The following is a 12,726-nucleotide window of genomic DNA, read 5'->3' as shown; positions in this document are numbered from 1 at the left end:
CAGCACGGTGGAGCCCTCGTGGCCCGCGGCGCCGAGCGGCAGGGGGCCGCGGCGCGGGCGCGCCTGGACGCGGACAACGTCGCGAAGGTCGCCACCACGCTCCAGGCCCTGTCCACGCCCTCCCGGCTGCTGATCCTCGCCCGGCTGCGCGAGGGCCCGCTCCCGGCCACGGAGGTGGCGGCGGAGGTGGGCATGGAGCAGTCGGCCTGCTCGCACCAGCTGCGGCTGCTGCGCAGCCTGGGCCTGGTGGTCGGCGAGCGCCGGGGCCGCTCCGTGGTGTACGCGCTGCACGACGACCATGTCGCCGGGCTGCTCGACCAGGCCGTGGACCACGTGGAACACCTGCGGCTGGGGATCAGCGACGCCGCGGAGTGAGCAGCTCCCGCATGGTCTCGGCGGCGCGTACGGCGGCGTCCGCGCAGCAGTTGTTGAACAGCACGTGCAGTTCGTCCGTCCGCTCCGCCGCGCGGCGCAGCCGGGGCACCCAGGCGGCGAGTTCGGTCACGTCGTAGTCGTGGCGGAAGCGGTCCTCCTTGCTGCCCCTCCCCCAGTCCCTGCTGCGCCCGTGGAACCGTACGACGGCGAGGGCGCGGCGGCTGACCGGCGCGACGGGCGGCAGGGAGCCGGTGAGTCCCTGGGCCATGTCCACGCCGACGGCCGTCGCGCCCAGCCCGGACAGCAGCGCGAGGGTGTCCTCGGCGCGCCCCGCCTCCCACCACGCCGGATGCCGGAACTCGACGGCGAGCGGCCAGCCGGCCGTGCGCCGCGCGCACTCCTCCAGCGCCCGCTCGGCCGGGGCCCCGGGCGTGAACCGGGGCGGGAACTGGAACAGCACGGCGCCCAGCCGCCCGGCCTCGCGCAGCGGCCCGACCGCCTCGGCGAACCTCCCCCACACCTCGTCCAGCAGGGCGCCGTCCACCGGCCGGCCCCGCAGGTCGGCGGGGAGCGCCTCCGGCCGGGTGGGGTGGCCGGTGAGCAGCGAGAACGCCTTGACGTCGAAGCGGAACCCGTCCGGCGTGCGCTCCACCCACAGCTCGCTGTTGCGGCGGCTGGGCAGCGCGTAGTAGCCGGAGTCCACCTCGACGACGGGCAGCCGGGAGGCGTAGTGCCGCAGCCGGCCCTCGGCGTCCCGCCGCCCGCGCGGGTACCAGCCGCTCGTCACGAGCATGCGGTCCGTCCACGAACAGGCTCCGACCAGAATGTCACCCATGGGAGCCCGGTTACCCCGGGCTCCCGCGCGTGTGCCCCCTACTCGGTCGCCGTGGGCCGGCGCGAGACCGCCATCGCCTCGTCCACGTCCGTGAGCGGGCGGAGGCGGTAGGTGTACGCGTGGTCGCGGTCGGCGAAGAGCTTGAACTCGTCGTGGGTGTGCGCGCCCCAGCTGTCGTCGCCGCCGACGCCCATCTGGCGGTGGTTGACCCGCAGGACGACCGCGTCCCGCGGGGTCAGCTGGTAGTCGTGCCGGACGCCGGCCGACAGGTCCTCGGGGGTGAAGTGCGAGGCGTTGATCTCCAGGAGGGGTTCGCCCGACACCAGCAGACCGCGTCCGCCGCCGTCGGTCAGGGCGGCCCAGCGGACGTCGGTCCTGTTGCCGTTCTCCTGCGGGCGGATGTAGGGGGTCCACTGGCCGGCCACGGTCGACGAGTACCGGCCCACGTCGGTGCCGGTGCGGCGGTCCCAGTGGTTCTCCTCGGGGCCGCGGCCGTAGAAGTGCAGGCGGTCCAGGCGTCGCGGCAGGAACAGCAGCGTGCCGACCTCCGGGATGTACGGCAGGTCCGGCGCGCCCGGGTGCAGGGTGTTGTCGACCTTGATCTCGCCGTTGCCGAACACCGTGTAGGTGGTGGTGTACGTCGACTCCACGGTGGTGGGCAGCGTGCCGCCGACCGTGATCTCGACGGCCCGGTCGCCGAGGGCCCGTACGGTGACGCCGGTGACCTTCCGGCGGGCGCCGGCGTCGCGCCAGGTCTGGTTGCGGGTGTGCTGGCCGTTGCCGTGGTCGTTGTCGGTGGGTGCCCGCCAGAAGTTGGGCACCGGTCCGGAGGTGAGCAGGCGGGTGCCCTTCGCCTCGTAGGAGGTGATGGTGCCGCTGCTCCTGTCGACGGTGACCGAGAAGTCCCTGCCGGTGACCCTGATGTCGTCGTCGCGGTTCTCGTGGCGCAGGGCCGGGACGCGCGACAGCGGTACGGGGGTCACGGCCGGGCTCCCGGCGTCGAGCGGGAGCTGCTGCCGGGCCACTTCGAAGCCGGCCCCGGCCCACTTCGTGGGCTCCTTGGTGGTGAAGGAGAGCTGGAGGAAGTACTCCGCCCCCGGGTCCGGGTTCTTCGGCAGGCGTACGGGCAGGGTGATGTCCTTCCCGGACAGCGGCGCCACGTCCAGCTGGTCCCGGGTCAGCCTTCCCCGCCGTACGACCTCGCCGTCGGCGACGAGTTCCCAGCGGCCGTCGAACTCGAGGAGGTTGGTGAACAGGTACTCGTTGGTGAGGGTGACGGCACCGGGGTCGCCGTCGTCGGAGGTGCGGGCGGCGTTGATCGCCTGGTAGACGCGTTTGATCTCGGCGGCCTTGCCGGTGTGACCGCGGTCGGCGGTGACGATGCCGTCCGCGACGAAGGGGCCGTCGTTGGGGTTGTCGCCCCAGTCGCCGCCGTAGGCGAGGAACGTCCTGTCCTCGGGCCGCTTCGTCCCGGACTCGACGGTGGCGGCGTCGAACCAGAACCGCACGCCGTCGTCGCCGGGCCCCCGGTCGTCCGAGGCCAGTTCGGCGGCGGTGAGGGCGCGCGCGTGGACGCGGGCGCGGCGGACGGTGCCGCTGAACTCCCTGGTCTGGTTGTCGGCGTCGGAGGCGAGGGCGAGCGGCGCGGTGGTGCTGCCGGGGCGCCGGGTGGTGGTCCGGGTGGCCTTCACCGCACCGTCGACGTACAGGGTCAGGGTGCCGGCGTCCGCGTCGAAGACGCCCGCGACGTGGTGTTCGCGGCCGGTCCAGTCGCCCGGCAGCGCCCAGCTCGCGGTGACCCACTGGCCGCCGCCGTGGATGAAGAACTCCAGGGCCGCGCCGGTCTGTTTGAGTGCGTACTGGGTGTCGCCCTTGGTGAGGATGGGCTGGTGGTAGCCCGTCACGCCGGGGGTGACCCATGCCTCCAGGGTCAGTGAACCCGTGAGGTCGAGGCTGTCGTGGCGTTCGAAGACCGTGATGCCGGACAGGCCCCTGTCGCGGTCGAGGCCGCCGCGGGTGGAGAGGATCTCGCCGCGCAGCCCGGCCGGCCCGGACTCGGTGAGCAGGGTGCGGACGGGGACCGGCGTGTACAGGGACTGGTCGGCGAAGTCCCAGATCCAGCCGCCCTGGAGGACGTCGTGACGGCGGACGACGTCCCAGTACTTCTTGAAGTTGCCGTTGGAGTTCCCCATCGCGTGGGAGTACTCGATCATGACGTACGGCCGGGTGTCGGCGGTGTCCTTCGCCCGCTGCTCGACGCGCGACGGGCTCTCGTACATCCTGGAGCGGATGTCGCTGATCCCCGGCCGGTCGTCGCCCTCGTACTGGATGACGCGGGTGGGGTCACAGGAGCGGATCCAGTCGTGCATGGCGGTGAAGGTGGTGCCGCCGCCGGCCTCGTTGCCGAGCGACCAGATGACCACCGAGGGGTGGTTCTTGTCGCGGTGGACCATGTTCTGGGCGCGGGCGACGCAGGCCGCCGTCCACTCGGGGTGGTCGCCCGGGTACTCGGAACGGATGCCGTGGGTCTCGAGGTTGGTCTCGTCGACGAGGTAGAGGCCGTACTCGTCGGCGAGTTCGTACCACAGCGGGTTGTTGGGGTAGTGCGAGGTGCGGACGGAGTTCATGTTCATCCGCTTGATGAGCGTGATGTCCTCGACCAGGTCCTCGCGGGTGAGGGCGGTGCCGCGGGACGGGTGCATCTCGTGGCGGTTGGTGCCGCGGAAGGAGACGGGCCGGCCGTTGACGCGCATCAGCCCGTCCCGGATGGCGAACTCGCGGAAGCCGACGCGGTGGGACAGCGTCTCCACCACCTCGCCTGCCGGGTCGCGGAGCCTGAGGACGGCCGTGTAGAGGTCGGGGTGCTCGGCCGACCACAGCCGGGGACCGGGCACGGCCTTCGAGGCCCGCACGGTGACGTCCTCGCCGGCGCCGGCCGTACCGAGGTCGGCGGTCTGCTCGAGCGGACGGGACCAGACGGCGTGGCCGCGAGCGTCGTACAGCTGGGTCTCGACGGTGTACCGGCCGGACCCGCCGCCGCCGTACGCCCGCACGCTCGCGGTGACCGCCAGTTCGGCCTGCGTGTACGTGTCGTTCAGCGGGGTGTCCAGCTTGAAGTCGCGCAGGTGCACGGCCGGGGTGGAGTACAGGTAGACCGAGCGGAAGATGCCGCTCAGCCGGATCATGTCCTGGTCCTCCAGCCAGTCGCCGTCGGCGTAGCGGTACACCTCCACGGCGATCTGGTTGGTGCCGGGCTTCAGGCGGTCGGTGATGTCGTACTCGGAGGGCGTGCAGGAGTCCTCGTCGTAGCCGACGAGTTCGCCGTTGATCCACACGTAGTGGGCGGACTTGACGCCCTCGAAGTGGAGGAAGGTGCGGCGGCCGGTCCAGTCGCGCGGGACGGTGAAGGTGCGCCGGTACTGGCCGACCGGGTTGTAGCGGGTCGGGGCGGCGGGTGGCTGCGGGTTCTCGCCGCGGCCGTTGGGACCCCAGTACGGGTAGGTGATGTTCAGGTAGATCGGGAAGTCGTGGCCGTGCAGTTGCCACACGGACGGGACCGGGACGGTGTCCCAGTCGCCGTCGTCGGTGTCGGTGCGGTGGAAGTCGGCGTCCCGGTCCTCGGGGCGGTCGGCGTAGGCGAACTTCCAGGTGCCGTCGAGACTCAGCCGGTAGGGCGAGCGGGTGCGGTCGGCGGCGAGGGCCTGGCGCACGTCCGCGTACGGCATGAGCGTGGTGTGCGGCGGCTGGGTGCCGAGCCGGAAGACACCGAAGTCGTTCCACTCCGGGGGCGCGTCGGCAGCCGCCCGCCGGCCGGCCGCGTGCGCCGCGACGGGCGGGGCGGACAGGGCGAGGGCGCCGAGCACGGCGGCGCCGGACTCCAGGAGACGGCGGCGGCTGACGACCGGCGGTCCCCCGTGCGGGAACCGGCCGGCGGGAGACGGGTGCGGGTGCGGCATGACCGTGGCCTTCCTCGGTACGACAGGGCGCTGCACGGACTGAGGGCACGTCGGACTCCCCCTCAACACGCCACCGGACAAGGGGCGTCACGGCAGGGGGGACATCACAACCAGGGGTGACGGAGCAACTACTGAGCCAGCCACACCCTAGGACTCGAACACAAACGAAGCAATGATCCCGTCGGGGTCTGTTCGGTCCTGATGGTTCGGTGGGGTGTGTCACCCCTGGCCGTTCCGTGACCACCGCGTGGGCCCGGTGCCGGCCGCGGAGGACCCGCCCGTTCACCCTCCGTCCGTCCACCGGAGGGCCGGGTCCCGGGCGTTCGCGCGCGCTGTGCGGGAACGCCCGGGACCTGTCGCCGTCGACGCCGCGATTGGCGGCCCTCCGGGCCCGGGGGCGGGGTCAGCCGCGCCGCCAGGTCTGGTTGGCGGTGCCGGTGCAGGGCCACAACTTGACCGGCGTGCCGTTGGCCTCCTCGCCCCACCACACGTCGGCGCACTTGTCGCCGGCCTTGAGCGACACCAGGTCCTCGGTGGCGTTGATCTTGAACTTCTGCCCGCTCGACCCGTCGCACCGCTGCAGCCGGATCGCCGTGCCCTTCTCCACCGATCCGCCGTCCAGCCCCATGCACAGGTCCTCGCCGATGCGCAGGGTGCTGTCGGTGTCGTGGAAGGACCAGATCTGGGCGCCCTCCGAGGCTCCGCAGGGCTGGATGACCAGTTCCGCTCCGGCCCCCCGGGAACTCGCGGTGAGGCACTTGCCGGTGCCGGCGCTGACGATCCGGGCGGCGGCGACGGTGACCGTCTTGTTCGTCCCGCTCTCGGTCCGGTGGGCCGGCTCCTCCGCCGTGTCCTCCTCCTTCTCCCCCTGCGAGGCGGCCCGCGGGCCCGAGCCGGCGGCGGAGTCGGAGCGGGGGCGGGAACCGGAGTCGTCCGGGGAGGCCCTGCCGTCGTCCTCCCCCTCCTCCTTCGCGTCCTCCGTCTTCTTCCCGTCCTTTTCGCCGTCGCCCGCCCCGTCCTTCGGCGAGTCCGCAGGAGCGCCGTCCTTCGGGGGCTCCGCGGCGTACACGCCCGGCGGCTGCTGCGCCCCCTCACCGTCGAGCAGTTCCCGGGAGCCGGCAGCCGCGGTGGCGTGCCCCCCGGGCCGCTCGTCCCGGTCGTCGCCGGCCATGATCAGCAGCGGTACGGCCAGCAGGATCACCCCGGCGATCCCGGCGGCGGCCAGCATGGGGGCCTTCGGTCGCCCCGGCGCGCCGTCGTCCTCGCCGTCACCGTCGCCGCTCCCCCTCCCGGACCCGCCGGACCGGCGGGTGCCGCCGAGCGCGGCAGCCAGTCCGGACAGGGGGGCCGCGGTGCCGCCCGGTGACGCGGTGCGGGCCGGCGTGGCGGTGCGGGCCGGTGTGACGGCGCCCTCCGCCGTCTCCGGCCGGTCCCCGCGGTCCGTAGCCGGTTCCGCGGCCTCTTCCCGTGCGTCCGGCTCGTTCTCCCGCGCCTCCGGCTCGTTCACGGCCGTGGCCGTCCCGGACCCGGCTAAAGCAGGGGCAGGGGCAGCGGGGAGGGTTTCCGTCTCGGCCCGGCCGGCCCCGTCGGTCCCCGCGGCGGCGGCACCCGAGGCGGCCGCGCCACGGCGCGGCGCGGGCCGCAGCACGGCCTGCTCCGCGCCGTCGCCCACCGGGGACAGCACCACCGCGCGGCGGACCGGTGGTCCGCCGTCGGTGCCGGCCGGGCGGGCGGACTCGCCGCCACCCGATCTGTTCTGGCCTGACATCGCTCGTTGTTCTCCTTCGGTCTCACGGTTGTCTGCCGCAGGGCGGCCGCACGCTCGCGGTGCCCTGCGGCCGGAGAGCGGTGCGTGGTCCGGAACACCGCCGGTCTCCACCGGGCGTGGACGGCTGCCGCGCCCGGAGCGGTCCGCCGGGGGTGGGGACACGGCGCCGTCCGGGGGGGATCACCCCCGGCTCCCGGCCGCCGGGGATCCGCCCGGGTGGGCAGGACCGGTCCGTTCGCTCGTGCCCGGCGGCGGAGAGCCCCGGCCGCACCCGGCCGGCACCCCGGCCGGGCACGGTGACCGGGTTCTCCCCGTCGACGGCCGGGGACACCTCAGCCGCCCCGGCCGGAGAGGGGAAGTCGTCACCGGCGGGTGCGGCAGCACCATGCCGTCGGCCTCCTCGACCGGAGCGGGGCCGGCGGGCCGCCCGGCCCCGCTCGCCGGGAGAGCGTCCCCCGTACGGCGCCGGGCGCGGGGAGAACGATCGGCCACGGCCACGGGGGCACTGTAGCGGGGGCAGGTGGCCGCGGAACGTCCGGGATGTCACTCCCCCAGCCCGCGCCCGTACCCTTCTGGTCACCTTTTCCCCGTCCCGCAGCACCCGGCCGCCCCGTCGGACGGCGATCCGGTCCCCCGGCTCCGTCCGTGGGACCGGCCGGGTCGTGGCCGTGCCGGTGCGCTACGTACCGGACGGCATGAGAGGGGCGACGACCAGCACGACGGCCAGGGCGACAAGGCCGACGGTGGGGAAGGTCCGGGCGGCGGTGCGATACCGGTGTGCTGACTGCATGGTGCGCGGGTTCTCCTCGGACATGGGTGACTCGTCGTGAGTCGGCTGCGTCACTGATGGGGACGCACGGTACGGGCGCCGGGTTCACAGGCGGCCGGCATCAGGAACGTCCGCCCCGGCGGTGGCGGGCGGCGCCCGCACCACCGCGGGCGGTTCTCCGCGAACTCACCGCGGTTTCCGTCAGCCGAGCTGCCGGGTGAACGCCTCGTACGCCCGGTCGTCGAAGAGGACGAACCTCACCTCCTCGACGGCGGTCGGCGTGTTCCGCACCGTCTCCACCGCGATGCGGGCCGCGTCGTCCATGGGCCACCGGTACACGCCGGTGGAGATCGCCGGGAACGCGACCGTCCGGGCGCCCAGTTCGTCCGCCACGCGGAGCGAATCCCGGTAGCAGGAGGCGAGCAGCGCGGGGTCACCGCCTGAGGCCTGATGCACCGGGCCGACGGTGTGGATCACCCAGCGGGCGTCGAGGCGGCCGGCGGTGGTGGCGACCGCCCGGCCGGTGGGCAGGCCCCTGCCGTACCCGGAGGCGCGGAGGGCGCGGCATTCGGCGAGGATCTCCGGTCCGCCCCGGCGGTGGATCGCGCCGTCCACGCCTCCGCCGCCGAGCAGGGAGGAGTTGGCCGCGTTGACGATCGCGTCGGCGCTCTGGCGGGTGATGTCGCCCCGGACGAGCGTGATCGTGGTGGTCATGGGCGGCGCAGCCTCCTCCAGACGGCCTTCGCCGCGTTGTGCCCCGACATGCCGTGCACGCCGGGGCCGGGCGGGGTGGCCGACGAGCAGATGAAGACGGCCGGGTGCGGGGTCGCGTAGGGGAACAGGGAGAGTTTGGGACGCAGCAGGAGCTGGAGTCCGGAGACCGCGCCGGAGGCGATGTCCCCGCCGACGTAGTTGGCGTTGCGGGCGGCGAGTTCGGGCGGTCCCGCGGTGGCGCGCGCCAGGACGCGGTCGCGGAAACCGGGGGCGTAGCGCTCCAGTTGGCGTTCGATGGCGTCGGTGAGGTCGCCGGTCCAGCCGTTCGGCACATGGCCGTACGCCCAGAAGACGTGCTTGCCGGCGGGGGCACGGGTGGGGTCGACGACACCGGGCTGCACGGTGATGAGGAAGGGGGCGTCGGGGGCGCGGCCCTCGCGGGAGGCGGCGTGCAGGGCGGCGGCGATCTCGTCGCTGTCCGCGCCGATCTGCACGGTGCCGGCGGTGCGGGCCTGGGGCGCGGTCCACGGGACGGGGCCGTCCAGCGCGTAGTCGATCTTGAAGACGCCGGGGCCGTAGCGGTAGTTCGCGTAGTGGCTGCCGAAGCCGGCGATGCGTGCCAGGGCGGTGGGCGAGGTGTCGAAGACGTACGCCCGGGCCGGCGGCAGGTCGTCGAGGCGCTTGACCTCGTAGTCGGTGTGGACGCTGCCGCCGAGGTCCCCGAGATACGCGGCCAGGGCGTCGGAGACGGCCTGGGAGCCGCCCCGGGCCACGGGCCAGCCCCGGGCGTGCGCGGCGAGGGCGAAGACCAGGCCGACGGCGCCGGTCGCGAAACCGCTGAGAGGGGCCATGACATGGGCGACGAGGCCGGCGAACAGGGTGCGGGCCCGCTCGTCGCGGAAGCGGCGGGTGAGCCACGTCGACGGGGGCAGGCCGACCAGGCCGAAGCGGGCGAGGGTGACCGGGTCGCGGGGCAGCGCGGTCAGCGGCAGCGACATGAAGTCGCGGACCAGGGTGTCCCACTTGGGCAGGAAGGGCTCGACGAGCCGGCGGTACGCGCCGGCGTCGCGCGGTCCGAAGGAGGCGGCCGTCTCCCCGACCGACCGGGAGAGCACGGCCGCCGTGCCGTCCGGGAAGGGGTGCGCCATGGGGAGTTCCGGGTGCAGCCACTCCAGTCCGTAGCGCTCCAGCGGCAGCGCGCGGAACGCGGGTGAGTTGACGGCGAGGGGGTGGGCGGCGGAGCACGGGTCGTGGCGGAAGCCGGGGAGGGTGAGTTCCTCGGTGCGGGCGCCGCCGCCGACGGTGTCCTTCGCCTCGAACAGGGCCACCGAGAAGCCGCGCCGGGCCAGCTCCACGGCAGCGGTCAGCCCGTTCGGCCCCGCGCCCACCACGACCGCATCGAGCATCGACGGCACGTTCGGACTCCTTCTGTCAGCCGGCGGCCACTGCGGGATCAGGATATGCCCGGCCGCCGAGGTTCTCCCGGGCCTCCGGCGAGGGGGGCGGCATCAGGCCCCGTCCCCCAGCAGTCCCACCACCCGGCGGGCGGTGGCCTCGTCGCGGGCCGCGGTGAAGGGCAGGGCGTTGCCGCCCCTGATGCCGAAGGGCTCACCCGCGCGCGTGAGGTGGGTGCCGCCCGCCTCCTCCACGAGGAGCAGACCGGCCGCGTGGTCCCACGCGGCTTCCCAGCTGAACGCGGTCGCGTCGGACTCGCCGCGGGCGACGGCCAGGTACTCCAGTCCGGCCGAGCCGCAGGCGCGGGGTGCCACGCCGTCCGTCCACAGGCCGAGCAGGGCGCGCTTCTGCTCGTCCGTGGTGTAGTCCGGGTGGGAGGTGGCCACCCGGAGGTCGCGGCCGGGTTCCGGGGAGCCCGCGCGCAGCCGCTCGCCGTCCAGGTGCGCGCCCCGCCCCCGCACCGCTGTGGCGAATTGGTCACGGGCGGGGGCATAGGTCCAGGAGGCGTGCACCACTCCGCCCCGCGCGAGGGCGACCAGGGTGCAGAAACCGGTGTCGCCATGCACGAACTGGCGGGTGCCGTCGACGGGGTCGACGATCCACACCGGCGCCCCGGCCCGTATCGCCTCGTACGACGCCGGGTTGGCGTGCACCGCCTCCTCGCCGACCACGACCGAGCCGGGCAGCAGGGCGGCGAGCGCGTCCGTGAGATACAGCTCGGCGTTGCGGTCGGCGTCCGTCACCAGGTCGTGCGGACCGGCCTTGAGGTCCACCTCGTGCTCGGCGAGCCGCCGCCAGCGCGGCATGATCTCCTGCGCCGCGGCCTTGCGGACCAGTTCCTCCACGTCGGAGGTGTAGCGGGCGGGAAACTCGTCGATGGTTTCGTTGCTCTCGATCATGCCTCCATGAGAGCACGCGCCACTGACAATCCCCGCCCGTCCGGTGTACTCCGGATGGAACCGGGATGAAAACGGGATGCCGGCCCGTGGCGTCGTGGGGTCAGCGGCCCACCGCGTAGCCCTGCATGCCGCGCGGGTTCGCGGCGGCGGAGAGGATGCCGGTGGCCGGGTCCCGGGCGACCGCGCAGAGCCGGCCCTCCGACCAGGCGTCGCCGACCGTCACCTCGTGGCCGCGGCGCCGCAGCTCCGCCACCACCGCGGGGTCCGTGCGGGACTCGACGGTGACGCTGCCGGGGCGCATGCCGCGCGGGTGGAAGGAGCCGGGGAAGCTGTCGTTGTGCCAGTTGGGGGCGTCGACGGCGCCCTGGAGGTCGAGTCCGCCGCGCACCGGCTCGCGCAGGGCGACCGCGAGGAAGAAGTGCAGCTGCCACTGGTCCTGCTGGTCCCCGCCGGGCGTGCCGAACGCCATGACGGGCACCCCGTCGCGCAGGGCCATGGACGGGGTGAGGGTGGTCCGGGGGCGGCGGCCGGGGGTGAGGGTGCCCGGCAGGCCCTCCTCCAGCCAGGTCATCTGCAGCCGGGTGCCGAGCGGGAAGCCCAGTTCGGGCACGACGGGGTTGGACTGGAGCCAGCCGCCGCTCGGGGTGGCCGCGATCATGTTGCCCCAGCGGTCGACGACGTCCAGGTGGCAGGTGTCGCCGCGGGTGCCGCCGTCGGCGAGGACGTCGGGTTCGCCGGGCACGGGGGACGTCGGGTACGTGGCGACGGTGGGCTCGCCGCCGCCCATCGGGACGGCACCGGGGTCCTCGGCGGCCACCACGCGCGCGTGGGCGCTCAGCCGGGGGGTGCGCCCGCCGGGGCTGCCGGGCCGCAGGTCGTGGGAGGCGCGGGGGCCGACCCCGGTCCGCCGCTCGGCGTTGTACTCGGCCGACAGCAGGTCGTCGAGCGGCACCTCGGCCGCGTCCCCGTACCAGGCCTCGCGGTCGGCCATGGCGAGCTTGCAGCCCTCGATCAGCAGGTGCAGGTACTCGGCGGAGCCGTAGGGGGGCAGTTCCGGCGGCAGCAGGGCGAGTTGCTGGAGCAGGACCGGTCCCTGGCTCCAGGGGCCGGCCTTGCACACGGTCCAGCCGTTCCAGTCGTACGTCACCGGGGCCTCGTAGGAGGCGGACCAGCCGGCGAGGTCGGCGGCGGTCAGCGTGCCGGTGTGGCGCTCCCCGCTGGTGTCCATGGTCGGGCGCCCGGCCTGCCGGACCAGTGCCTCGGCGATGAACCCGGTCCGCCAGACCTCCCGCGCGGCGTCGATCTGCGCCTCCCGGTCCCCCGCCCCGGCGACCTCGGCGAGCAGCCGCTTCCAGGTGGCGGCGAGGGCGGGGTTGCGCAGCAGCTCACCGGGGCGCGGGGCCCGGCCGCCGGGCAGGTACACCTCGGCCGAGGAGGTCCACTCCGTCTCGAACAGTTCGCGTACTGCCTCCACGGTCACGCCGACGCGCTCCACCGGCGGGTGCCCGTCCTCGGCGTACCCGACGGCGTACTTCAGGACGTCGGCGAGGGTCTTGGTGCCGTGGTCGCGCAGCAGGAGCATCCAGGCGTCGAAGGCGCCGGGCACGGCCGCGGCGAGCGGTCCGGTGCCGGGGACGAGGTCCAGGCCGAGACCCTTGTAGTGGGCGAGGGTCGCCCCGGCCGGAGCGACGCCCTGCCCGCACAGCACCCTTACCTCCCCGCCGGCCGGCGCGAGCAGGATCGGCACCTCACCGGCGGGGCCGTTGAGGTGCGGCTCGACGACGTGCAGCACGAACGCTCCCGCCACGGCCGCGTCGTAGGCGTTGCCGCCGTCCTCCAGCACGGCCATCGCCGACTGGGAGGCCAGCCAGTGGGTGGAGGACACCATGCCGAAGGTGCCCTGGAGGGTGGGGCGGGTGGTGAACTGCATGTCTCACCTCGGTGTTCGCGCGAGC

At 74.3% G+C, this 12,726-nt stretch carries 9 protein-coding genes; 1 reads left to right on the top strand and 8 read right to left on the bottom strand.

Annotation, left to right across the window (positions count from 1 at the left end):
• The first annotated feature begins 18 nt into the window (after positions 1-18).
• On the top strand, positions 19-375 hold the full coding sequence (locus ACFY3N_RS11675; protein ID WP_390816436.1) for an ArsR/SmtB family transcription factor: 357 nt from the start codon (positions 19-21) through the stop codon (positions 373-375).
• On the opposite strand, the gene ACFY3N_RS11670 is transcribed toward ACFY3N_RS11675, so the two are convergent.
• The 8 genes from ACFY3N_RS11670 to ACFY3N_RS11635 all read right to left on the bottom strand — a co-directional run bounded on the left by ACFY3N_RS11670 (position 356) and on the right by ACFY3N_RS11635 (position 12,701).
• Positions 356-1,210 carry a DUF72 domain-containing protein gene (locus ACFY3N_RS11670; protein WP_390816435.1) on the bottom strand — a complete coding sequence of 285 codons (855 nt, stop codon included), beginning with the start codon at positions 1,208-1,210 and terminating at the stop codon, positions 356-358. The genes ACFY3N_RS11675 and ACFY3N_RS11670 overlap by 20 nt on opposite strands.
• Positions 1,211-1,248: 38 nt before the next feature.
• Positions 1,249-5,166 carry a glycoside hydrolase family 2 TIM barrel-domain containing protein gene (locus tag ACFY3N_RS11665; RefSeq protein WP_390816434.1) on the bottom strand — a complete coding sequence of 1,306 codons (3,918 nt, stop codon included), beginning with the start codon at positions 5,164-5,166 and terminating at the stop codon, positions 1,249-1,251.
• 403 nt (positions 5,167-5,569) lie between these two features.
• On the bottom strand, positions 5,570-6,934 hold the full coding sequence (locus ACFY3N_RS11660; RefSeq protein WP_390816433.1) for a ricin-type beta-trefoil lectin domain protein: 1,365 nt from the start codon (positions 6,932-6,934) through the stop codon (positions 5,570-5,572).
• Between the two features lie 679 nt (positions 6,935-7,613).
• Positions 7,614-7,748 (bottom strand): hypothetical protein, encoded by a 135-nt coding sequence (locus ACFY3N_RS11655; protein ID WP_390816432.1) that lies wholly within the window; start codon positions 7,746-7,748, stop codon positions 7,614-7,616.
• A 156-nt stretch (positions 7,749-7,904) separates the two neighbouring features.
• Complete coding sequence (locus ACFY3N_RS11650; protein WP_390816431.1) at positions 7,905-8,417, bottom strand: O-acetyl-ADP-ribose deacetylase; 513 nt, start codon at positions 8,415-8,417, stop codon at positions 7,905-7,907.
• Entirely contained in the window at positions 8,414-9,823 is a 1,410-nt protein-coding gene (locus ACFY3N_RS11645; RefSeq protein ID WP_390816473.1) for a phytoene desaturase family protein, read from the bottom strand. Before ACFY3N_RS11645 ends, ACFY3N_RS11650 begins: the two co-directional genes overlap by 4 nt.
• 102 nt (positions 9,824-9,925) lie before the next feature.
• Complete coding sequence (locus ACFY3N_RS11640; RefSeq protein WP_390816430.1) at positions 9,926-10,771, bottom strand: inositol monophosphatase family protein; 846 nt, start codon at positions 10,769-10,771, stop codon at positions 9,926-9,928.
• A gap of 100 nt (positions 10,772-10,871) precedes the next feature.
• Positions 10,872-12,701, bottom strand: a complete 1,830-nt coding sequence (locus tag ACFY3N_RS11635) for a gamma-glutamyltransferase family protein (protein ID WP_390816429.1) — start codon at positions 12,699-12,701, stop codon at positions 10,872-10,874.
• Positions 12,702-12,726 lie beyond the last annotated feature (25 nt).

Source organism: Streptomyces sp. NPDC000348 (genome assembly GCF_042898795.1).
Taxonomy (GTDB): Bacteria; Actinomycetota; Actinomycetes; order Streptomycetales; family Streptomycetaceae; genus Streptomyces.
The sequence above is the reverse complement of the archived record's forward strand: the minus strand, read 5'-3'. Positions and strand labels throughout refer to the sequence as shown.